Annotated in this window: 20 protein-coding genes; 19 read left to right on the plus strand and 1 reads right to left on the minus strand. The window is 28.7% G+C overall.

What is annotated here, in order from left to right; translation table 11 throughout:
• Window positions 1-126: 126 nt before the first annotated feature.
• The 17 genes from K0040_RS13435 to K0040_RS13515 all read left to right on the plus strand — a co-directional run bounded on the left by K0040_RS13435 (window position 127) and on the right by K0040_RS13515 (window position 19,517).
• Entirely contained in the window at window positions 127-2,523 is a 2,397-nt protein-coding gene (locus K0040_RS13435; RefSeq protein WP_228109285.1) for an ATP-binding protein, read from the plus strand.
• Between the two features lie 178 nt (window positions 2,524-2,701).
• The gene (locus K0040_RS13440) at window positions 2,702-3,883 is read left to right on the plus strand and encodes a C40 family peptidase (RefSeq protein WP_228109286.1); all 1,182 of its coding nucleotides are present in this window, start codon (window positions 2,702-2,704) and stop codon (window positions 3,881-3,883) included.
• A gap of 247 nt (window positions 3,884-4,130) precedes the next feature.
• The gene (locus K0040_RS13445; RefSeq protein ID WP_228109287.1) at window positions 4,131-5,453 is read left to right on the plus strand and encodes a uracil-xanthine permease family protein; all 1,323 of its coding nucleotides are present in this window, start codon (window positions 4,131-4,133) and stop codon (window positions 5,451-5,453) included.
• Between the two features lie 180 nt (window positions 5,454-5,633).
• Complete coding sequence (locus K0040_RS13450) at window positions 5,634-6,428, plus strand: FAD binding domain-containing protein (protein WP_228109288.1); 795 nt, start codon at window positions 5,634-5,636, stop codon at window positions 6,426-6,428.
• Entirely contained in the window at window positions 6,422-6,871 is a 450-nt protein-coding gene (locus K0040_RS13455) for a (2Fe-2S)-binding protein (protein ID WP_228109289.1), read from the plus strand. Before K0040_RS13450 ends, K0040_RS13455 begins: the two co-directional genes overlap by 7 nt.
• 1 nt (window position 6,872) lies before the next feature.
• Window positions 6,873-9,146, plus strand: a complete 2,274-nt coding sequence (locus tag K0040_RS13460) for a xanthine dehydrogenase family protein molybdopterin-binding subunit (RefSeq protein ID WP_228109290.1) — start codon at window positions 6,873-6,875, stop codon at window positions 9,144-9,146.
• Window positions 9,146-9,901 carry a selenium cofactor biosynthesis protein YqeC gene (gene yqeC, locus K0040_RS13465; RefSeq protein WP_228109291.1) on the plus strand — a complete coding sequence of 252 codons (756 nt, stop codon included), beginning with the start codon at window positions 9,146-9,148 and terminating at the stop codon, window positions 9,899-9,901. The genes K0040_RS13460 and yqeC overlap by 1 nt, the downstream gene beginning before the upstream one ends.
• A 193-nt stretch (window positions 9,902-10,094) precedes the next feature.
• Window positions 10,095-10,445 (plus strand): hypothetical protein, encoded by a 351-nt coding sequence (locus K0040_RS13470; protein WP_228109292.1) that lies wholly within the window; start codon window positions 10,095-10,097, stop codon window positions 10,443-10,445.
• A 27-nt stretch (window positions 10,446-10,472) separates the two neighbouring features.
• The gene (gene mocA / locus K0040_RS13475; protein ID WP_228109293.1) at window positions 10,473-11,081 is read left to right on the plus strand and encodes a molybdenum cofactor cytidylyltransferase; all 609 of its coding nucleotides are present in this window, start codon (window positions 10,473-10,475) and stop codon (window positions 11,079-11,081) included.
• The gene (yqeB, locus tag K0040_RS13480) at window positions 11,056-11,877 is read left to right on the plus strand and encodes a selenium-dependent molybdenum cofactor biosynthesis protein YqeB (protein ID WP_228109294.1); all 822 of its coding nucleotides are present in this window, start codon (window positions 11,056-11,058) and stop codon (window positions 11,875-11,877) included. Before mocA ends, yqeB begins: the two co-directional genes overlap by 26 nt.
• The gene (locus tag K0040_RS13485; protein ID WP_228109295.1) at window positions 11,878-12,672 is read left to right on the plus strand and encodes an XdhC family protein; all 795 of its coding nucleotides are present in this window, start codon (window positions 11,878-11,880) and stop codon (window positions 12,670-12,672) included.
• A gap of 720 nt (window positions 12,673-13,392) precedes the next feature.
• The gene (locus K0040_RS13490; RefSeq protein ID WP_228109296.1) at window positions 13,393-13,767 is read left to right on the plus strand and encodes a RidA family protein; all 375 of its coding nucleotides are present in this window, start codon (window positions 13,393-13,395) and stop codon (window positions 13,765-13,767) included.
• Between the two features lie 42 nt (window positions 13,768-13,809).
• Window positions 13,810-14,064 (plus strand): glutaredoxin, encoded by a 255-nt coding sequence (locus tag K0040_RS13495; protein ID WP_228109297.1) that lies wholly within the window; start codon window positions 13,810-13,812, stop codon window positions 14,062-14,064.
• 132 nt (window positions 14,065-14,196) lie between these two features.
• Complete coding sequence (locus K0040_RS13500) at window positions 14,197-16,251, plus strand: sigma-54 interaction domain-containing protein (RefSeq protein WP_228109298.1); 2,055 nt, start codon at window positions 14,197-14,199, stop codon at window positions 16,249-16,251.
• Between the two features lie 256 nt (window positions 16,252-16,507).
• Window positions 16,508-17,677 (plus strand): MalY/PatB family protein, encoded by a 1,170-nt coding sequence (locus K0040_RS13505; RefSeq protein WP_228109299.1) that lies wholly within the window; start codon window positions 16,508-16,510, stop codon window positions 17,675-17,677.
• Window positions 17,678-17,797: 120 nt separating this feature from the next.
• The gene (gene nhaC / locus K0040_RS13510) at window positions 17,798-19,228 is read left to right on the plus strand and encodes a Na+/H+ antiporter NhaC (RefSeq protein ID WP_228109300.1); all 1,431 of its coding nucleotides are present in this window, start codon (window positions 17,798-17,800) and stop codon (window positions 19,226-19,228) included.
• 16 nt (window positions 19,229-19,244) lie between these two features.
• A complete protein-coding gene (locus K0040_RS13515) occupies window positions 19,245-19,517 on the plus strand; it encodes a hypothetical protein (protein WP_228109301.1) in 273 nt (90 codons plus the stop codon).
• A 118-nt stretch (window positions 19,518-19,635) separates the two neighbouring features.
• Here K0040_RS13515 and K0040_RS13520 read toward each other — a convergent pair whose 3' ends face one another.
• Window positions 19,636-20,466 carry a MerR family transcriptional regulator gene (locus tag K0040_RS13520; protein WP_228109302.1) on the minus strand — a complete coding sequence of 277 codons (831 nt, stop codon included), beginning with the start codon at window positions 20,464-20,466 and terminating at the stop codon, window positions 19,636-19,638.
• An 88-nt stretch (window positions 20,467-20,554) separates the two neighbouring features.
• On the opposite strand from K0040_RS13520, the gene K0040_RS13525 reads away from it, so the two are divergent.
• Both K0040_RS13525 and K0040_RS13530 read left to right on the plus strand, forming a co-directional pair.
• Window positions 20,555-21,892, plus strand: a complete 1,338-nt coding sequence (locus K0040_RS13525; protein WP_228109303.1) for an MATE family efflux transporter — start codon at window positions 20,555-20,557, stop codon at window positions 21,890-21,892.
• A 391-nt stretch (window positions 21,893-22,283) separates the two neighbouring features.
• Complete coding sequence (locus tag K0040_RS13530) at window positions 22,284-23,303, plus strand: molybdopterin-binding protein (RefSeq protein ID WP_228109304.1); 1,020 nt, start codon at window positions 22,284-22,286, stop codon at window positions 23,301-23,303.
• The last annotated feature ends 36 nt before the right edge of the window (window positions 23,304-23,339 follow it).

A 23,339-nucleotide genomic window follows, 5' to 3' on the forward strand; every position in this document is an offset into this window, starting at 1 on the left:
ATTTATTAAAAAACTGGCAACATATGGTGTAACTTAACAAATGATATAAAACAATGTAGAAATATGTTAAAATATGAATTAATAATACAGAAATATTATTACTAATAAGGCAAGAGGGGATTAGAAATGTTATCAATATACAATAAAATTAGTGACTATATTGTTGTGCTAAACTATATGGGGGATATAATTTTTTGTAATGAAAGCTTTTTAAAACGATTGAATTACAATAAAGAAGATTTGCTAAATTCAAATATTTTTAAAATAGTAAAAAGTAAAGAACATAATATTATAAACAAACTTATAGAAATGAAAGATGAAAATAAAATCTTGAATTTTTATTCTAAATCTAATGAAATAGTCAAAGTTAATTCTAATGTTACTATAGAATATTTTAATAATGAAAAAGGTATTTTTATAGTAGGTAATGAAGTTAATTCAAAATCATATACAATGGAAATGTTAGAAGACCTTTTAGATAATATTAGAATATCTACATTTGTTATAAATGAGAATGGAAAGTATTTATACGTTAACAAATCGTTCGCAAATATGTTTGATTTGACAAGAGAAGAGATTATAGGAAAATATAATAGTAATTATAGGAAAAATGAAATTTGTGAAGGATTTGAACTTAATAATAAAGCCATATGTGAGAATAAAAAACCTAAAGTATTTGACGAAAAATTAATAGCTGATCATAATATTCAGTGGAATCAAACCTATAAATGTCCAGTATACGATGAAAATAAAAAATTTAAATACATTATTGCTACTTCTGAAAAAATGAATTTATCAAAAAATGATTCGGAAGACTTATACAAGAACTTTAACAGAACAATAATTAAAAGTGATTACAATGATATTAAGAAAAGCAATACTGATTTGAAGAAAGTACTAAGTAATATTGGGCAACGAATACTTGATTACACCCAGGCAGATGGTCTATCAATACTAATATATGATAATAATAAACAAGGTTTAGTACCATTTATAAAATTAAAAAATTCTAATAAATATCTTAAAAATTTAAAATTTATACCGTGTAAAATAGATGAGTTATATTCAAGTAAATATAAAAATTATTTTAATATTATGTACTGTAAGTCAAAAATAAAAAGCTTACCAATTTGGGATAAAATATGTATGGATGGTTTGGATTATGTAGGTAACTATAGAATAGAGTTGAGTAATGAATTTATTGGAATTATATCATTAAGTTATGGTAATGATAATTCACCTAAATACAACTATGATGAGTTTATGAAACATATATGTAATAAAATAGCCATGATAGTTAAAAATGTTAGACTTTCAAACCAGGTATTTGTTGAAAATACAATGCGTAAGTATACGGAAAAAGAGTTGGAACAGTATTTAAAAGTTTCTGCTGATTTAGTATCCATGGTTGGAAATGATACATATTTTAAAAGAATTAGTCCAAACTGGAATAAAGTTTTAGGGTGGACAGAAGAAGAATTATTATCGAAGCCAATACAAGAAATTGTTCATCCTGAAGATATAGAGCGTTTTAAGGATAAAAATTATTTAGGTAAAGATGGTGAGATTACTAGGCGTATTATTCGTTTTAGACATAAGAAAGGTTACTATGTTCATCTTGAATGGAGTAGTATGTACATATCTAATCAAGAATTATATGTGACATCAGCAAGAGATATTACAAATAAATTAGAAATAGAAAAAGAAAAAAGAAAATTACAAGAAGCTGTTCAATTAGAAATTGTAAAAAATGAATTTTTTTCAAATATATCTCATGAATTTAGAACGCCAATAAATATTTTACTAGGAACGATGCAACTTATTAATAAAAATATTGAAAGAAATAATATTGATGTAGAAAATCTAAAGAAACATCTTAATTATATAAAGCAAAATTCATATAGGTTATTAAGGTTAGTGAATAATTTAATAGATATAAGCAAGATGGATACAGGAGTCTATGAACTAAGAGCATCTAATCAAAATATTATTAATGTAATTGAAGATATAACTCTTTCTGTGGCAGAGTACACAAGAAATAATAATATAAATCTTATATTTGATACGAATGTAGAAGAGTTAATTACTTTTTGTGATCCAGATAAAATAGAAAGAATTATGTTAAATCTTTTATCAAATGCTGTAAAATTTACACCTGAGAATGGATGCATTAAAGTTGATATTAATGCGACTGAAAAAGAGGTGATTGTTTCAGTAAGTGATACTGGGATCGGAATTCCAGAAGATAAGATAGATATTATATTCAATAGATTTGGACAAGTTGATGGTTCTTTTAATAGGATGTGTGAAGGTAGTGGGATAGGATTATCACTTGTGAAAAATTTGGTTGAAATGCATGAAGGAAAGGTTTGTGTGAAAAGTAAGGTTAATGAAGGATCGAAGTTTATATTTACAATTCCTATTAAGATGAAAGAAGAAAATAATAAAGACTATGATTTTGATAGAAAATTTAAGCACGTAGAAAGATGTGATATAGAGTTTTCAGATATATATAACGTGTAAATTAAAAGTATTTTAAAATACTAAACTGTAAAAACCTCCTATGCTATAGGGGGGTTTTATTTTGTTAATTTATTATTTTTGTAAAAATATAGAAATTTTTGTTGTAGTTATGCTACAATGGTTACAAAAGGGTTACAAAAATTACGGAAAAGTTACAAAATGAGGTGATGTGTGGAATATGATTTTTAACAAAAATATAAAAAATATTTCAAAAGGTATGACTGTAGGTATGATAGCTACAAGTATTATACCAGCAGTAGCTATAAATGAAAATGTAGAAGCTAGTGAAGTTAGGAGTAGTAAGTTTGTAGAAGTTACATGTGATGCTCTTAATGTTAGAACAGGATCTAGTACGAAGCATTCTATAGCTGGTACAGTAAGTAAAGGAACAAAATTTGAATATATATCAACATGCAGTAATGGATGGTATAAGGTTAAATATAAAGGAAGTACTAGATATGTAAGTAATAAATATTCAAGAGTAAAAAATGGCTCTACTTCTAGTTCTAAAAAGGTTGAAGTTACAGCAAGTAGAGTTAATATCAGAAGTGGAGCTGGAACAAAATATTCTATAGTAGGTACAGTAAGTAAAGGAACAAAGCTTAGATACATATCAAGATGTAGCAATGGATGGTATAAGGTTGAGTATAAAGGAAAAACAAGATATATTACTGACGATTACACTAAAATTTCAGGATCAACAACTACATCAGATTCAATAAGGAAAGTAGGTAAGGTTACAGCGTCAGCACTAAATGTAAGATCCGGTGCTTCAACCAAACACAATGTTAAAAAAACAATTAAAAAAAATAGCGTTGTTGGCATAATATCATCATATAGTAATGGATGGTCTAAGGTAAAACTATCTAGTTCATCAACAGGGTATGTATCTACAAAGTATTTAAAACTATATGCTGGAGATTCAAGTGATATTAAAGTAAGTTATACAACAACATCTTCATCTTCTTCTAATAAGCCATCAAGTAATTCTAAACTTGATAAAGTATTATCTACAGTTAAAGCGCAAGTAGGTAAACCATATATTTATGGTGCAGCAGGGCCTAATTCTTTTGACTGTTCAGGACTTACGTATTATGCTTATAAAAAAGCAGGAATATATTTAAACAGAACATCAAGAGATCAAGCTAAAAATGGAAAATATGTAAGCAAAAGTAATTTAAAAGCAGGAGACTTGGTATTTTTTAATAGTGGAACAAATTCTATTAGACATGTGGGAATGTATGTTGGTAATGGTAAGTTCATCCACTCACCAAGTCCAGGAAAATCAGTAAAGTATGAAAGTATGTCAACATCATATTATATAAAAGGATATGTTACTGCAAGAAGAATAATATATTAGATTATTGTTACTTAATAATGTTTATATATTTTTAAATATGTGTATTAATAAAAAATCACCTCTATACGAGGTGATTTTTGTTATACAATATTGAATATCAAAACAAGTAACGTATGAAAAATTAAAAAAAAATAAAAATGTTCGTAAAAAAACTTGTAAAAATTTGGAGTAACATATATAATTAAAACTGAAAAGACGAACAATGATACAAAAATATACGATTTAGTTTTGATTAGGGGAGAATTTTATGAACAATAAAGTAATTTATCAGCTAGACGGAAGACCTAAATTAGGAGAAGCAATACCATTAGGTTTGCAACATATCTTGGCAATGTTTGTTGGAAATGTTACGCCACTTATAATAATTTCAAATGTTTTAAACCTGGATGATGTTACAAAAGCATCACTAATACAATGTGCAATGTTTGTGTCTGGCATAGTAACATTAATGCAATGTTACCCACTTGGTCCGATAGGAGCAAAGCTACCTATAGTAATGGGAACTAGCTTTGGCTTTGTACCTGCTGCTACAGCAATAGGTGTAAAGTATGGAATAGAAGGAATATTAGGAGCTTGCTTAGTAGGAGCGTTATTTGAGATACTAGTGGGTGGACTAGTATTAAAACGTATAAGAAAATATTTTCCACCAGTAGTTACAGGAATAGTAGTTTTAACTATGGGAATTGCACTTTTACCAACAGGAGTTAATTACTTTGCAGGTGGTGTAGGAGCAGCAGACTTCGCTTCACCGTCAAATTTGCTTTTAGGAACAATCGTACTTATAACAGTTATATTTTTTAAACAATATACTAAAGGGATGCTTAGTATATCATCAGTACTTATCGGATTAATAGTTGGATATTTAGTAGCTATACCTATGGGTAAAATAGATTTTTCTTCTTTATCTCAGGCAGCGTTTGTGTCTATACCAGTGCCATTTCAATTAGGATTTTCATTCCATATGGATGCTATAATAGCTATGATATTTGTATATATGGTTTCAACTGTAGAGACTATAGGAGATACAACAGCCATAGCAAATTCTGGTCTTGGTCGTGAGGCTAGTGAGAAAGAAATAGTTGGAGCGGTTTTAGCAGATGGTATAGGTAGTTTCTTAGGCGCTATATTTAATGTGCTGCCAAATACGTCTTTTGGCCAAAATGTTGGTATAGTAGCTATGACAAAAATAGTAAATAGATTTGTTGTTGCTACAGGAGCTTTCATATTAATAATAGCAGGTATATTTCCAAAAGTAGGAGCACTTATATCTTTAATGCCAGCTAGTGTACTTGGAGGTGCTTCTATAGTAATGTTCTCTATGATAGTAGTAAGTGGTATAAGACTTATAACAACTGATAAATTAACTGAAAGAAATGCAATGATAATTTCTGTTTCATTAGGATTAGGCCTTGGAGTTGCTTATGTACCAGGATTTTTTGATGCTTTTCCAGAATCTATACAATTGATATTTGGAGAATCTAAAACTGTACTACCTGCCATATTAGCGGTAATACTTAACATGGTTTTACCTAAAGAGGAAATGTGCGAAGAAAAAGCACTTACTGCATAAATAGAAAAAAGATGTATAAGAAATTCTTATATGTCTTTTTTTATTATAATAATAAAATACTTATAAATACGAACATTATTTTAAAAAAACAATAAAATGTTTAGAAAAATCTAGTTAGTTATGATATAATATACAAAGTTAAAATTATAATGACAAAATATATTTTAGGGAGGAAGTATTATGTTTACACTAATGGAATTAGTGCAACCTCAGTCACTTGAAGAAGCTTATGAGATACTTACAAAAAGAAAAAACAATATAGTTATAGGAGGTAGTGCTTTTCTTAGAATGGGGAAAAAAAGAATAGGCACAGGGATAGATTTATCTGACTTAAACTTAGACATTATAGAAGAAAGTTCAGATTATATAGAAATAGGAGCCATGACTACACTAAGGGATCTAGAAGTTAGCCCTATATTAAATAAATACTTCCATGGAGTTTTACCAAAGGCAGTTAGAGATATAATAGGTGTTCAATTTAGAAATGTAGTAACTGTTGGAGGAAGTGTATTTTCTAGATATGGTTTCTCTGATTTAATAGTAGGATTACTTGCGCTACAAACAGAAGTAGAGTTATATAATGGGGGAAGAATATTATTAGAAGAATTCCTTAATAAAAAATATGAAAAGGATATACTAGTTAAACTATATATAAAGAAAAACGATGTAAACGCTGTATATAAATGTATGCGAAATTCAAGAAGTGATTACCCTATATTAAATGTAGCTGTATCTAAAGAATATGATAACTTAAAAATATGTGTAGGTGCTAGACCTCAAAGGGCAACTATAGCAGTTAAAGCAAGTGGATTTTTATCAGAAAATGAATTAAATAAAGAGAATATAACAAAAGCAAGTGAAATAGCTGCTGAAGAATTAGTATTTGGTTCAAATATGAGAGCTAGCAAGGAATATAGAAAAGCTATATGTAAATCATTAGTTAAAAACGCTTTAATGGAGGTATCATCATGTTAATCACAATGAATGTAAATGGAAAAAAAGTTGATATAGATGTGGAAGCTGACGAATATTTAGTAGATACACTAAGAAGAGTTGGAAATCTAAGTATAAAAAGAGGCTGTGACACAGGGTGCTGTGGGCTATGTAGTGTATGGATAGATGGAAAACCAACATTATCATGTTCAACATTATCTGTGAGAGCTAATAATAAAAAGATTACAACAATAGAAGGTTTACAAGAAGAAGCAAGTAAATTTGCACAGATACTTGTAAAAGAAGGTGCAGAACAATGTGGATTTTGTTCACCAGGATTTATAATGACTGTTATTGCTATGAAAAGAGAGTTAGAAAATCCAAGTGAAGAAGAAATAAAACATTATTTAACTGGAAATCTATGTAGATGTACAGGATATATGGGGCAACTTAGAGCAATAAAGACATATATGGGGGTAAAATAATATGAAAATAGTAGGTAAAGGCATAGCAAAAATAGATGGAATGTCAATAGCTACAGGGAACCCTGTATACACAGATGATTTAGCAGCTAAGGAAGCTTTAGTAGTTAAGATACTAAGAAGTCCGCATCCTTATGCAACCATAGAAGAAATAGATACAAAAAGAGCAATGATGGTACCAGGTGTGGAATGCGTTTTAACATACAAAGATGTACCAAAAAATAAATTTACACTTGCAGGACAATCATTCCCAGAGCCATCTCCTTATGACAGATTAATACTTGATAAAACAGTAAGATATGTGGGAGATGAAGTAGCTATAATAGCAGCAAAAGACGAAAAAACTGCCATAAAAGCTATGAAAATGATAAAAGTTAAGTACAATGTGTTACACCCAGTAATGGATATGGAAAAATCTATAGATAATGAAAGTATAGTACATACAGAAGATTTACATTGTAACTTTGATATAGGAATGGAAAGAGAAAGAAATATAGTATCTAAACATTTATATGAAAAAGGTAATATAGAAGAAGAATTATCAAAATGTGATGTAGTTGTGGAAGATACATATTACACACAAGCCCAATCTCATGGAATGATGGAAACTTATAGAGCTTACAACTACTTAGATCATATGGGAAGATTAGTCGTAGTAAGTTCTACACAAATACCTTTCCATGTAAGAAGACATGTAGCAAGAGCTTTAGATATACCATCAAGCAAAGTAAGGGTTATTAAACCAAGAATAGGTGGAGGTTTTGGTGGTAAACAAACGGCATGTGTGGAAATATTTTCTGCATTAGTTACTTTAAAGACAGGAAAACCAGCCAAAATAATATACGATAGAAAAGAAACTTTTACATGTACAACATCTAGACATGCTATGAAACTAAATGTAAAAGTTGGGGCAGATAAAGATGGAACAATAAAAGTGATAGATATAGATGCCCTATCAGATACGGGAGCATATGGAGAACATGCTTCTACTACATTTGGACTAGTTGGAGAAAAAACTATGCCTATGTATGGAAAGTTAAAAGCTGCTAGATTTAAAGGGAATGTAGTATATACTAATAAAACACCATCAGGCGCATTTAGAGGGTATGGAGCTACTCAAGGATGTTTTGCAGTTGAAGCAACTATAAATAAATTAGCAACTAAATTGAATATGGATCCAGTGGAAGTAAGGCTTAAAAACATAATAAAAGAAGGAGAGATTTCTCCGGCTTATGATAAGCACTTAAATAGTGTTGCCTTAGATAGGTGTATTAAAAAAGGTAAAGAACTTATAAAATGGGATGAAAAATATCCGTGTAAAGAAATATCTCCTACAAAAGTAAGAAGTGTGGGAATGGCCCTTACTATGCAGGGCTCTGGAATAGCGGGGATAGACACTGCATCTATAGAAATAAAATTAAATGATGATGGAAACTATACACTACTTACTGGTTCAACAGATATGGGTACGGGTAGTGACACTATACTTGCTCAAATGTGTGCAGAAATTTTAGAAACTACAATGGACAAAATAGTAGTAAACTCAGCAGATACAGATTCTTCGCCATATGATCCAGGTTCTTATGCATCAAGTACTACTTATGTTACTGGCATGGCTGTAGTAAAGGCTGCAACTGAGTTGAAAAACAAGATAATTAGTCTTGGAGCAGAAAGACTTGGACTTGATAAAGAAGATGTGGAGTTTGATGGAAACTTTGTTAAATCTGAAGACGGAGAAAAATCCATATCAGTATTTGACTTGGCAGTAGATGTAACTATGGGACCTAACAAAAATCAATTAATCGGATATGCTACTCACGGAAGTCCAGTTTCGCCACCACCATTTATAGCAGGATTTGTGGAAACAGAAATAGATAAAGAAACTGGAAAAGTTGATATAGTAGATTTTGTGGCAGTAGTTGACTGCGGAACGGTAATTAATAAAAACTTAGCAAAAATACAAGTAGAAGGTGGAATCGTTCAAGGTATAGGTATGGCATTATATGAAGAAGTTGTTTATACGAAAAAAGGCGAATTAGCATCTAATACATTTATGCAATATAAAATACCAACTAGAAAAGATGTGGGAAATATAGTAGTAGACTTTGAAGAAAGTTATGAGCTAACAGGTCCATTTGGAGCAAAATCTGTAGGTGAAGTTGTTGTAAATACACCATGTCCAGCAATAGAAAATGCAATTTATAATGGTATAGGGATAAATCTAAATACTTTACCTATGACACCAGAAAAAGTATTTATGGCCATGATGGAAGAGTAATGAACTTAATTGATGCTTTTGATATAAAAAATAAAGACGTAATAACTATTGTGGGAGCAGGGGGGAAAACATCTTTGATGTTCTCTGCTTCCTCTTTACTTAAAAAAGAGTACAAGGTGTTAGTTACAACAACAACAAATATATATGTTCCAAGGGAAAAGTTTTATGACAAGATGATAATGCTAAGTGAAATAAAAGATGAGGATTATAAAAAACTAATAGAAGAAAGTAACAAAGGAGTCTATGTAATAGGAAATAAAATAGTGAATAAGGAAGCCTCAAATAAGAGTAAAATAAAAGGTTTAAGTGTTGAAGTATTAGACAAAATAACATCTTACTTTGATATAGTAATAATAGAAGGTGATGGTTCAAAGGAAAAACCACTTAAAGGATGGCAAGATTTAGAGCCTATTGTTTATAATAAGACAACTAAAACTATAGGAGTAGTAGACATTAAAACTATAGGTTTAAATATTAATGAAGATAATATTCATAGACTGGATGAATTTTTGAAAGTTATAAATGATGAAGAATCACAAAAAGTAAAAGTTAAACATTTAAAAAATCTTGTTTTAAATAAAAGTGGGTTATTTAAATTCTCTCAAGGAGAAAAAATTTTATTTATTAATAAAGCAGAAAACATAGGAGATAAAAAAAATGCTGTTTTACTTACAAATAAAATAAAAGATGAAAACTCATCATATATTAATAAATTTATATATGGAAGTATACTACAAAATGAGTTCTTAGATTAATAGTAAACATAGCACCAAATATAGAAATATACCGTTATAAAGAACTTAGAAAATTATGAAGTATTGTACAAATATAGAAAATGAGTTCAAATATGTAGTAGTATAAAATTAGAAGGTTATAAACTAGTACCTGTATTCTTATTAGAAGAAGAATAGTTTTTTAGAAAAATAATGATTTTAGGAGAATTATGAAATGAATAATAAGGTAAATAATAATGATATAGCTACTAAAAATTTGAACAGTTCACCAAATTACAACAAAGATAAGAATGTGTATTTTACATATTATATAGCAGGGTTAATAATATTGGCGGTATTTTTAAATTTAGCTGTAAAAATTGATAGTACAGATGAGTATTATGAAAAATATTATGTACTAGAAGAGTACATGAATAATTACGAAGATATACACGATAACCAAGACACAGATGATAATGAAGACATGGACAATAATGAAGATTTAGATAATAGTAATGAAAATAATGAGTATACAAATGAAGAAGAGAATCCTCATACTGATACTTACATAAATGAAGAATATTAAAACATTTTTAATGAATTAACAAAAAGGATGATAAACTTGATTTCAGCAATAATTATGGCCTCAGGATTTTCAAAACGTATGGGTCAAAACAAACTTCTTATGCGGTACAATAATAAGTTTTTAATTGAGTACACTTTAAATATAATATCAGAATGTAATTTTAAGCAGAAAATATTAGTTACTCAATATGAAGAAATAAAAGAGTTTGGAGAAAAATTAAATTATAAAGTAGTAAGTAATATATCACCTAATAAAGGTCAAAGTGAGTCTATAAAACTAGGAGTAAAAAACTGCGGTTATTGCCAAGGATATATGTTTTTTGTTGGAGATCAGCCTCTTATAAATAAAAAGGATATAGAAAAGCTAATAAAAGTTTTTAAAGAAGATACAGATTATATTGTTATACCAAAGTATAAAGATAGTAGCGGAAATCCAGTCATATATCCAAGTAAATATAAAGAACAGTTGTTAAATTTAAGAGGAGATAAAGGTGGTAAAAGTATCATAAAATCTTCACACAAAATAAAATATGTTAATGTTAGTGAAAATACTTTATTTGATATAGATAATATAGACGATTTTAATAATCTTTTAAGAAGAAGGGCAGAAAATGAAAAAGGACATAATAGTAATTAGGGGTGGTGGAGATATAGCCACAGGAACCATACACAAGCTTCATAGATGTGGATTTAAAGTAGTAATTCTAGAAATAGAAAACCCGTCTGCCATAAGGAGATCAGTGTGCTTTAGTGAGGCTGTATATGAAAATAAAATTGTTGTGGAAAATGTTGTATGTGAAAAAGCAAGTAATTTAGAGGAAGTATACTCTATCTTAGATAGAAATAACATTCCTATGATTATAGACCCATTTGGAAAATATATTGAAAAATTAAAACCATTTGCATTAGTAGATGCTATATTAGCAAAGAAAAATTTAGGTACAAAAAAGGATATGGCACCAATAACCATAGCATTAGGACCGGGGTTTTGTGCAGGAGAAGATGTGGATATGGTAATAGAGACTATGAGAGGTCATGACTTAGGAAGAATAATAGAAGTAGGATACGCTATTGCCAATACAGGTGTACCTGGACCTGTAAAAGGAGTAAGTGAAGAGAGGGTAATATATTCGCCATCATCAGGGATAATATCAAGTACGAGAGAAATTGGTGATATAGTAAAAAAAGGAGAAGTTATAGCAAAAATAAGTAATACTGAAAATGAAACTGAAGTAAAAGCCACCATAGATGGTGTTTTGAGAGGTATAATTAGAGATAAAAGTAAGATAAAAGAAAGATTAAAAATAGCTGACATTGACCCACGTATAGAAGAAGTAAAAAATTCATATACCATATCTGACAAAGCTAGAACAATAGCGGGGGGAGTATTAGAAGCTATATTATATATGAAACAAAAACATGAGGTTAGATAAATGGACGAAAATTTATTAAAAAAAATATACAATGAAGTGAAAAAAGGATACAAAGTGGCCTTTGCCACAATAACAAAAACAATAGGCTCTACACCTGGAAAAATGGGAGCAACTATAGCTGTATTTGAAGGTGGCGATGTTATGGGAACTGTTGGTGGTGGAATGATAGAACACAAAGTTATAAACAAATGTATTGAATGTTTGACAAGTGGAGACGATTGCAACTTTGAATATACTTTAAATGATTCTGGAAATTTAGGTATGCAGTGTGGTGGAACTGCTTATGGATATATAAAAATATTTAAACCAAAGCCAAAACTTTTAATAATAGGTGGTGGACATATAGGTTTGGCACTATTTAAAATAGCCAAGAATTTAGACTTTTACACTGTCGTAGTAGATGATAGAGAAGAGTTTGCAAATACTGGTAGATTTGAAAATGCAGATGAGATTTATGCTGGAGACATAAGTGAAATAGTTGAGAATACGGAAATTAACGATAATACATATGTGATTATAGCCACCAGAGGATATGAAGGTGATCTTAGAAGTTTAAGAAGTGTAATAAATAGAAACGCCAACTATATAGGTATGATAGGTAGTAGAAAAAAATGGATCAAAGTTAAAGATACTTTAATTGAAGAAAATGTAAGTGAAGAAAAACTAGATAATGTTTATGCTCCTGTTGGTATAAATATTTCATCTAACGATGTGGATGAGATAGCTTTTGGAATAATGGCTGAGATACTTTTTGTTAAAAATAGAGGGACTCTTACTCATAGGAGAGATAAATAGGGTAAAGGTATATGGAAAAATAAGAGCTTCCTCCTTGAATTATACAATTTAGGAATTATAAATTATTGAAATCCACGAAAAGATATTAATATGATTTTTTAAATTATTATATTTTCTAGAATTAAAGAAAGAGATTTATATTATAGAGTTCTAGTAAGTGATGTTTTTAATAAATTTATATAAATAAGTATTTAAAAAATTAAATAAATAGAATATGAAAATTATAAGTATAATAAACAACAGTTTATTTACAAATATTAATTTTTATTAAAAAATATTATTATTAAAGTGAATTAAATATTAAACAAAAGAAGTACACATGTAGTGCATTGAACGTAAATCTGATTACGGTACAAAATGCTTATATGTGTCTTTTTGTTGTATAAGGTTTAAATCTTAAAGATGAAGTGATTAAGTCAATAAATCAAGTAAACTAATTATTAGATAGTTGTTGAGTTTATAAATAGAGCATTTAATAGTGGGTATTAAAAGGTTGAAAAGATTGAACAGTTTAAACAATTTAACCTACTGGAATAATAAATAATTAAAAAATAAAATTAATATAATTAATCAATCTAAAAAGTATGAGTATTATAAAGAGTTTTAAAAAAAATGTAACATTTTTTATAAGTTGGCATGGTATTTGCTTTAATATAAACTAAGAATTTGGTGATACCAGATTATTAAGATTTATATAAACATAAGGAAGGTGAATTTATAATGAAAATACTTGAAACAACAAATGCACCAGGGGCTATAGGACCTTATTCACAAGGATATCAAATAGACAACTTTGCATTTACATCAGGTCAAATACCAGTAAATCCAGAAAATGGATCAGTACCAGAAGGGATATCGTTACAAGCGGAACAAAGTTGTAAAAATGTTAAAGCTATATTAGAGTCAGCTGGAACTAACATAGAAAATGTATTTAAAACAGTATGTTTCTTAGCTGATATGGCAGATTTTGCAGCATTTAATGAGGTATACGCAAAATACTTTATATCTAATCCAGCTCGTAGTTGTGTAGCAGTTAAAGAATTACCAAAGGGTGTGCTTTGCGAAATAGAAGCTATAGCTGTTATAAATAAATAAAAAATTTACATAAAAATTATAAATTAAAAGGAGAGAATTATTATGAAAATAACTGTAGTAGGAAGTCATTTATGCCCAGATACATTATATGCATTATGCCAATTAAGAGATAGAAATATAGAGGTTGATTTTAAAAATTTGTCAGCAAGTTTACCAGATTTAAAAGAATATTTAGTTCTTCGTCAAGGTTTAGATATATATGAAAATGTAAGAGCTACAGATGGTATAGGAATACCATGTTTTATATTAGAAAATGGAACTAAAACATTAGATTTAAATGAAGTATTAGGAAAATAATTTAATAGCGATTATATTGATAAGCCACCTTTTTATAAAAGGTGGCTTATTTTATTATGAAATTTGATTTTCAAATAGATTATTGATATAATTGGACTTAATAAATATATGGATGGTTTACAAGGAGCGATTATGGAAAAAAGAGAACTAGCTATAATAACACTGAAAAAAGATGCAGGAGAGGTTTATTCAAATCAAATAAAGTATTTTTTAGGCAACAATATAAAAATAAACCTTTATTCTTTTGAAGAAGATAATCTTAATTTATTACATGAAAAACTAATCGTTCTTTCTGTTAGATTAAAATATGATGAAATCTCAGCAATGTGTGCACATGATACACAAATAATCATACCTAATTTAACCTTCGAAAAATCCAGTGTAAAAAAAATCTCAAAACTAGATGAACACAAGAAGGTATTTGTATATAATTTATCTAAAAGTATGGCACTTGAAACTATAACGATTATACATAAGTTAGGAATTAATATACAAAACTTTATACCTAGCTACCCTGGAGCTGATAATATTTTACCGGATTCTATAGTTTTATCACCAGGAGAAGAAATTTTAATAGATTGTCATAATTGTAAAATAATTGACCTTGGATATAGAATAATAGATCTAGGATGTATAGCTGATATAGCAATTCACTTAGATTTAAAGCACTTAATAAGAGAGGATTTATTGAATAAATTTATAGCTAAAGTTGTTCCTACTAGCTACATTACAGAAAAACTTTTATTAAGCCAAACTAGACTAGAAAATAAATTTGATTTTTTATTGGCATCAATAGATGAAGGCCTTGTGTGTATAAGTGAAGATAAAATTGTTCAGTTTTACAGTCATGTGGCAAGAGAGATACTATATGTAAATGAAAATGGAATGACTGGAAAATATATTGGTGATTATATAAAATCTTTTGATTTTAGACAGTTAAAGAAGGAATGTGCAAATATACAAAAGGTTGTTAGAGTTAAAAATATAGATATAAATTTAGATATTAGATATGCAGATATATGCGGATTTAGAGGTTTTATAATAAAACTTGCTAAGTTTTATGCATCTGAAAAAAAGCAAGCAAAGCTTAGAGCCCAGCTTATGAATTCTGGAAATGTTAGCAAATATAATTTTGAAGATATAGTTGGATGCAGTGAATCTATTATGGAAAGTAAAAAAATTGCCTATAAAATGGCTCAATCAAATTCTTCTATACTGATAATTGGTGAAAGTGGTACAGGAAAAGAACTTTTTGCTCAATCTATCCACAGTGCATCTTATAGAAGTGAAGGTCCATTTGTTGCGGTAAACTGTAGTACTTTTCAGGAGGGTCTTTTGCAAAGTGAACTTTTTGGTTATGATGAGGGAGCTTTCACAGGTGCAAAAAAGGGTGGAAAGATAGGACTTTTTGAAATGGCTAATAAAGGAACTATATTTTTAGATGAAATTGGAGAGATGGATTTAAATTCACAGGCTAGCCTGCTTAGAGTCATACAAGAAAGACAAATTAGAAGAGTTGGTTCAGATAAGGTTGTTGATCTAGATATAAGAATTGTAGCAGCTACAAATAGAGATTTAAAGAAATTAGTTTGTGAAGGTAAATTTAGAAAAGATTTATTTTATAGATTAAATGTTCTACCTTTAAAAGTAAGTCCATTGAGAGAACGGGTAGATGATTTATTTTTAATATTTGAATCATTTAAGAAAAATTTAGATGCTAATTTTATACTTTCAGATGAAGTTGTAGATATATTTAAAAGATATAATTGGGACGGAAATATAAGAGAATTAAGTAATTTAGCTGAGTATTTTTCATATACAGGTAAAGATATAATTGAAGTGTCTGATCTACCAGAATATATCATTGAATCTTTAGAACAAAAAGATCCTTGTGAAGAAATAGCAAAAGAAGAAAAAAGCTATGATAAATTTAAATTTAAGAGACTTATAAGTGATTATATTTTTGTACTTAACAAAATGAATCAGGCTTATAATCTTAAACAAAGAATAGGAAGAAAGAAAATATACGAATATGCATTGGAAGAACAAGTGTTTTTAACCGAACAACAAATTAGAAGTATTCTCCTTGAACTTCAAGAATATGAACTTGTAAAAGTTTTATCAGGACGTGGAGGATCTATAGTTACTGAAAAAGGAAGAACATTTTTAAAAGAACATGGAAATTGAAATCTAGACAAAAACAGGTTGAATTGGGTGAAATGTATAACCGTTAAACCTGTTTTTTTATTTGCTGGTTACTTTTATAATAAAAACTAATAAGTTAAAAAAAATTGAACAAAAACAATTATATTTATTTAATTTAAAATAAAAAATACTGTTTAAATTTCAATGCTTTTAATAAATATAAAAAATAATGATAAAACTTGGCATGAATATTGCTATATATAATTATAAAATAAAAAATATTGGAGGTATAGCAATTATGAGTTATAAATTTGATGATGTAATTGATAGAAGTAATAATTTTTCAGCAAAGTGGTCAGAAATGGATAAAAAATATGGTACTAATGACCTTTTACCTATGTGGATAGCAGATATGGATTTCGAGACAGCACCATGCATAATAAATGAACTTAGAAATAGATTAGAAGAAGGCATTTATGGATACACAACTAGACCAGCATCGTATAATAAGTCTATTGTGAATTGGGCTAAGAGAAGATATGGTTGGCAAATTAAACCAGAGTGGCTAATATTTAGTCCAGGGGTAATTCCAACTATAAGTATATTAATACAAGAAATGACTAAAGAAAACGATAAAATAATGATACAAGAGCCTGTTTACAGCCCATTTAATAGTGTTGTAAACCAAAATAAAAGAGATCTTGTAATAAGTCCACTAGTAAAATTAGAAGATGGAAACTATATAATGGATTATGAAGATATAGAATCAAAAATTAAAGATGTAAAAATGTTTATACTTTGTAATCCACACAATCCAGTGGGTAGAGTCTGGACCAGAGAAGAGTTAATAAAATTAGGTGACATATGTATGAAGCACAATGTATTAGTAATATCGGACGAAATACATAGTGATATAATATTAAAAAATCATAAACATACTCCTTTTGCTTCAATAAGTGAAGAGTTTGCACAAAATAGTATAACTTGTATGGCCCCAACTAAAACATTTAATATAGCTGGGCTTCAAATGTCTCAAGTTATACTACCAAATGAAAATTACTACAAAATATTAGATGATGCTTTCATAAGATTAGATATAAGAAGAAACAATGCATTTAGTTTAGTAGCTACTCAAGCAGCTTATAACGAAGGTGAGGAGTGGTTAGAAGAATATCTTGAATACCTAGAAGGTAATATAGATTTTGCTATAAATTATATAAAAGAAAATATACCATCTCTAAAAGTTAGAAAACCAGAAGGTACTTATTTACTATGGGTAGACTTCAGTTATACTGGATTAAGCGATGATGAAGTTTGTAAATTATTAGTTGAAAAAGGGAAGGTAGCTTTAAATAGTGGAAATTCTTTCGGTATTGGAGGAAAAGGGTATCAAAGGATAAACCTTGCCTGCCCAAGATCTATGGTCGAAGAAGGATTAAATAGAATAAAAAAAGCTATAATTGGATAGTTACAGCAGACTAGCTTAATGATAATTAAGCTAGTCATAATAGGAAAAGTTATCTGCGTTTAAAATGATAACGTTATCTGGACGTTTGAGTAAAAAAATCAAAAAGGATGGAAATATGAAATGAGTATGAATATTGAAAAAAGAAAACCTACATTTAAGTTTGCGGCTTTAGTTATGATCGCAATTATATCTCTAACTACAGTTGGTATGGTTGTATTTAATGCATCAATAACAATAATGTTTTTGTTATCATGGTTAATAGTAGTACCAGCAGCTATGAAATTAGGTTATACGAATAGTGAAATTGAAGAATTAGGATTTGACGTAGGAAAGGGAGCTTTCCAATCCAACTTAATTGTACTTTCTGTTGGAGTGTTAATTGCTGCCTGGATAGCAGCAGGTACAATTCCTACTATAGTTTATGGTGGGCTTGCAATGATAACACCTAAATATTTTTTAGTTACAACATTTATAGTATGTTCTTTAACATCTGTAGCCACGGGAACTTCTTGGGGGACTTTAGGAACTTCTGGTATAGCTTTAATGAGTATAGGTACTAGTATGGGAGTTCCTGCTGGTTTAACTGCTGGAGCAATAATATCTGGTGCATTCTTTGGTGATAAGATTTCACCACTTTCAGATACTACAAACTTATCAGCCGCAGTTTGTAAAACAGATGTTATAACTCATATAAAACATATGACTTCGTCAACGGTGCCATCTTATATAATATGTACTGTTTTATATGCAGTTATGGGATTTAAATATGCTAATAACACTATAGATTATAATCAAATAAATCAAGTAATGGAAGTTATAAAAGCTAATTTTAATATAGGATTTATAGCAGTAATTCCAATAATATTCTTATTTATTTTATTATTATTGCAAAAGCCACCTATAGTTTCTATATTATCTTCTGCAGTAGTAGGTTCAGTTATAGCATTTATTCAAGAAGGAGAAAGTGTTAACAAATTACTAGGTTATATGCTTAATGGTTACTCTATAGAGACAGGCCTTACTTATACAGACGGATTGCTAAATAGAGGTGGAATAATGAGCATGGCGGAGACTGTACTTTTAGTGTTTGTAGTATTTGTAATAGCTGGTATACTACAAAAGACAGGGTTCTTAGAAGTGTTATTAGAGCCTATGTTAAATAAAATAGGAAAATCAAGAACTAAACTAATTGGAAGTACATTTATAGCTAGTTATCTTGCAAATGCATTTAGTTCATCTATGATGTTTACTTCTGTATTTGTTGGGACTGTAATGTCACCCTTATACAAGGAATTTAAGTTAAAGCCAGAAAATTTATCTAGAATAATACAAGATACTGCAACAATTGGTGCACCATTAATACCTTGGAATTCTAATGCCATATTTTGTAGTCAAACATTAGGTGTTAGTCCATATGAGTTTATACCATACTGTTTCATAAGTTGGATAACTCCAATAATAACATTTATATATGGTGTGACTGGATTTACAATGACTACTTATACAGATGAAGAATTTGATATAATTGCTGAATCTGTAGACGCTATATAAAGAGGAGTAAATATATATGGAGTTTCATTATTACTATATAATTCAAGATATTATAGGCATACTCATGGCGTTTATAGGTATACGGATGCTTGCATTAAGTATACGAATGATTTTATCTAAAAAAAATGCTAAAAATATAATAGTACTATCTGTTAGCTATGTTTTGATTGCTGCTTCAGGGATTAATTTATTATTATATAATTTTGAAATAAAAACTTGGATTAGAAGTATAGCTTTTGTGATTTTAAGCTTATTGATTACAAAAATAGTTAATATTAGAGAAAAGTAATACAAAGATACATTAATTTTAAAAGAATCACTCTGATAGCCATTAGAGTGATTCTTTATTTTATCCAACATTGAAATTAATAAAAAGATATTGCCTAAAGACAATATCTTTTTATATTTTAGAAAGAAAGGTCGCTTAAAAGTTTAACTGGAATCTGAACTTGTGTAACGTACTCATCTTCTAGGGAAGTTTCGTAAACATCTATTTTGTAAATCTCTATAGGATCACCTAAAATAGTATATTTATTAATCTCGATAAATTTGTAAAGTATTTCAAAAACTTGTTCATACTGATTATAGTCACCTTTGTAAGTATACGTAACATAGTACCCTTCATCTAAGACAAAGTTATAATCAGAAGCATCCTCATCTAATAAACAAAATGTATGCTTGTAATAATTATAAATTCCGTTGGAAATACTTTTAGAATCAAAAACAGCTCCAAAGTTGCTATTACCTAATACATAAAACTTATCTTCAAATTTATCGCTTAATTTTTGGATTAAATAATCATTATTTTCTGCAAAAGACTCGTTGGAATCTACTGTAAGTGCTTTTCTTTTGGTCATATATAAAAGTTCAATTCTATTAAAAGTAGTATGCTCTATACATTTGTCTATAGAGGACAATCTTTTGCTTAAAGAGTCTTTGTGAGAATTTAAAACTTCTACCTTTTTTTCTATTAAATCAATTTCTTCAGAAAGCATTTTTCTAGTAGTTTCAATATTTCTATTTTCAATATATTCTTTGATTCTTTGCATAGAAAAATCTAGAGTTCTAAGCTCACGAATAAGATTTAAGTTGCATATATCTTTAATTGTGTACATTCTATAGGAATTGGTGTCTCTAGTAGGATTTAAAAGACCTAGTTTCTCATAGTATTTTATTGAATCTCTACCTAATTTATATATCTTTGAAAGTTCACCAGTTTTATAATATTTTCTTTTCAAAAAATCACCTCAAAAAAATTAAAAAATATTTATTGACATGTGTATTATACCACAGTTTATAGTTTTATAGTGGAAGGAGATGAATAATATGGAAAATACAATAAGTTTAAAATCGCAATTTAAAAAGTATGTAGTACCTTCAGTAGCAGCAATGTGGGTATTTTCATTATATTCAATGGTAGACGGGATATTTGTAAGTAAAGGAGTAGGCAGTGATGCTCTGGCAGCAGTAAATATATCTACACCATACATTAATATGTTATTTGCAATATCTATTTTATTCGCAACGGGGGCAAGTACTGTAGTTGCTATTAAGTTAGGAAGTTCAGAGAATAAAAAAGCAAATGAGTATTTTACATTAAATTTAGTTGTAATGGTAATATTAGCAGTAATTATAATGTTAATCAGTTTATTAAATTTAGATAAAATAGCAGTATTCTTAGGTGCAACTAGCTCAACAGTGGTTTATGTTAAAGAATATGTGGGAACTATAATGCTGTTTGTTTTATTTTATTTAGCTTCCTACTACTTAGAGGTCTTAATAAAAAGTGATGGTTATCCTCATCTTGCAACAATAGGTGTAATAATATCTGCAATAACTAATATAGTATTGGATTATATATTTGTAATAAAACTTGGTTATGGAGTTAAAGGAGCTGCATATGCAACGGGAATAGCAAGAGTATTTTCATTCTCATTTTTCTTTATACATTTTTTAAGAAAAAGAGGTAAGCTTAAATTTACGAAATTCCATTTTGATTTTGGTGTTGTCAAAAAAGTACTATTTATAGGTATTCCAGATTCTGCAACAGAATTAAGTGTGGCAGTTGTAATTTTAATTTTTAATCAAAGTATATTAAGAGTAATTGGTGAAAATGCATTAGTAAGTTATAGTGTTGTTTGTTATATAAACACATTGGTTCTAACAACTATGATGGGAATATCACAAGGAATACAACCAATTTGTAGTTATTATTATGGCAAAAAAGATAAAGATTCTGTTTTATCAATTTTAAAAATGGGAATGAAAACAATAAAAATTTCATCAATTGTGTCATTTTTAATAGTATTTGTATTTGCAAATCAATTGGTATCATTATTTCTTAACAATGTAGACGAAGGATTATTTAATTATACAGTAAATGTTTTAAGGATATTTTCACCAGCATTTTTAATAATGGGATATAATGTAATAACTTCAGGATTCTGTGTGGCTGTAGATATGCCGGTTCAAGCAGGAATAGTATCATTAGGTAGGGGAGTTGTTGTAATAACAATAACTTTAATAGTGATGATTCTTATATTTGGTGGATTTGGTATATGGATAGCAACGCTTGTATCTGAGCTTATTGTACTTGCGATTTCTAAAAATGTACTTAAGAAGAGCAAAGAAAGTATAGAATATGAATATAGTGAAGCGGTATGAAGTGAATAAGTTATCAAAAAGGTATATTGAAAGAAATATGCCTTTTTTTATGTTAGGATATTATAGTTGAATTTACGCTGTTGATAAACTCTGGAATTAAGTTATATAACTCATTTAGAAAATATGAGAAATGTATTTTTGATTAAGGTCGTTGCCTGAAATTTCATAGCGCCCACGCAGTGGCTTAAGCGAAGTGAATTTTTTATTGGAAGTCAAACATGTTTTAAACTAATATATTACATTCAAAACGTATTTATTATAAAAATACGTACAATAAACGCTTATTTGATCTAAAAATATGTGTTATAATAATTGATGTATAAAAATATTAAACGCTATTAGTAAAATTTAATTAAATATCGAAAATAGACATAATTTAGGAGAGCAGAGTATGAAACAAATAAAAATAGAAGATGCTATAGGTTGTATTTTATCTCATGATGTTACAAAAATAGTACCTGGAGAATTTAAAGGAAGATTATTTAAAAAAGGTCATGTTATTAAAAAGGAAGACATACCTAAACTTTTAGATATAGGAAAAGAACATATATATGTTTGGGAGCCAAAGGAAGGCGAGGTTCATGAAAATGATGCAGCAGTAAGAATAAAAAATTTAGTTTTGGGTGAAAAATGCTACATATCAGATGAAATAAAAGAGGGTAAAATAGATTTTTTTTCTGCTAAACAAGGGGTATTAAAGGTAAATAAGGACTTACTTTTAAAATTAAATATGTTAGGTGAAATAATAGTATCCACGATGCATAACAATACTCCGGTAAAAGTTGGTGAAAAAATAGGATCAACTAGAGTTATTCCTTTAATAATAAATGAAGAAAAAATAATAGAAGCTGAAAAATTAATAAAAGAAAAAATAATAAGTGTAAAAGAAATAAAGCCTAAGGAAGCAGTTCTTATAACTACAGGAAATGAGATTTATAAAGGTAGAATAAAAGATGCTTTTTTACCTGTAATGAAAGAAAAGCTAGAATATTATGGTGGAGAGATAGTAAAACAAATTATTTTACCTGATAATAAAGATATAATAAGATTGAATATTTTAAAAGCAATAGAGGAAGAAAAAGCTGATATGATAATTTGTACTGGGGGAATGTCAGTTGATCCAGATGACGTTACACCCTCAGCTATAAAAGATTTTAATGGCGAGATAGTAACTTATGGTGCACCAGTACTTCCAGGGGCAATGTTTTTACTTGCATATTATAAAAATACACCTATTCTTGGAGTTCCAAGCTGTGCCATGTATTCCAAAAGAACCATATTTGATCTAGTATTACCAAGGGTTTTAGCAGATGAAAAATTATCTTTTGAAGATATAGCATCCTATGGAAATGGTGGAATGTGTTTGAGTTGTGGAGTTTGTACTTTCCCTCATTGCTCATTTGGTAAATAGGAGCAGCAAAAAAACATAAGGGAACAAATAATAAAG

The organism is Terrisporobacter petrolearius (genome assembly GCF_020748185.1).
Taxonomy (GTDB): Bacteria; Bacillota; Clostridia; order Peptostreptococcales; family Peptostreptococcaceae; genus Terrisporobacter; species Terrisporobacter petrolearius.

Bases quoted from the DNA above. Each gene is read 5' to 3' on its own strand.
- K0040_RS13435 (WP_228109285.1), top strand. From the start codon at position 127: ATGTTATCAATATACAATAAAATTAGTGACTATATTGTTGTGCTAAAC.
- K0040_RS13440 (WP_228109286.1), top strand. From the start codon at position 2,702: ATGATTTTTAACAAAAATATAAAAAATATTTCAAAAGGTATGACTGTA.
- K0040_RS13445 (WP_228109287.1), top strand. From the start codon at position 4,131: ATGAACAATAAAGTAATTTATCAGCTAGACGGAAGACCTAAATTAGGA.
- K0040_RS13450 (WP_228109288.1), top strand. From the start codon at position 5,634: ATGTTTACACTAATGGAATTAGTGCAACCTCAGTCACTTGAAGAAGCT.
- K0040_RS13455 (WP_228109289.1), top strand. From the start codon at position 6,422: ATGTTAATCACAATGAATGTAAATGGAAAAAAAGTTGATATAGATGTG.
- K0040_RS13460 (WP_228109290.1), top strand. From the start codon at position 6,873: ATGAAAATAGTAGGTAAAGGCATAGCAAAAATAGATGGAATGTCAATA.
- yqeC (WP_228109291.1), top strand. From the start codon at position 9,146: ATGAACTTAATTGATGCTTTTGATATAAAAAATAAAGACGTAATAACT.
- K0040_RS13470 (WP_228109292.1), top strand. From the start codon at position 10,095: ATGAATAATAAGGTAAATAATAATGATATAGCTACTAAAAATTTGAAC.
- mocA (WP_228109293.1), top strand. From the start codon at position 10,473: ATGATAAACTTGATTTCAGCAATAATTATGGCCTCAGGATTTTCAAAA.
- yqeB (WP_228109294.1), top strand. From the start codon at position 11,056: ATGAAAAAGGACATAATAGTAATTAGGGGTGGTGGAGATATAGCCACA.
- K0040_RS13485 (WP_228109295.1), top strand. From the start codon at position 11,878: ATGGACGAAAATTTATTAAAAAAAATATACAATGAAGTGAAAAAAGGA.
- K0040_RS13490 (WP_228109296.1), top strand. From the start codon at position 13,393: ATGAAAATACTTGAAACAACAAATGCACCAGGGGCTATAGGACCTTAT.
- K0040_RS13495 (WP_228109297.1), top strand. From the start codon at position 13,810: ATGAAAATAACTGTAGTAGGAAGTCATTTATGCCCAGATACATTATAT.
- K0040_RS13500 (WP_228109298.1), top strand. From the start codon at position 14,197: ATGGAAAAAAGAGAACTAGCTATAATAACACTGAAAAAAGATGCAGGA.
- K0040_RS13505 (WP_228109299.1), top strand. From the start codon at position 16,508: ATGAGTTATAAATTTGATGATGTAATTGATAGAAGTAATAATTTTTCA.
- nhaC (WP_228109300.1), top strand. From the start codon at position 17,798: ATGAGTATGAATATTGAAAAAAGAAAACCTACATTTAAGTTTGCGGCT.
- K0040_RS13515 (WP_228109301.1), top strand. From the start codon at position 19,245: ATGGAGTTTCATTATTACTATATAATTCAAGATATTATAGGCATACTC.
- K0040_RS13525 (WP_228109303.1), top strand. From the start codon at position 20,555: ATGGAAAATACAATAAGTTTAAAATCGCAATTTAAAAAGTATGTAGTA.
- K0040_RS13530 (WP_228109304.1), top strand. From the start codon at position 22,284: ATGAAACAAATAAAAATAGAAGATGCTATAGGTTGTATTTTATCTCAT.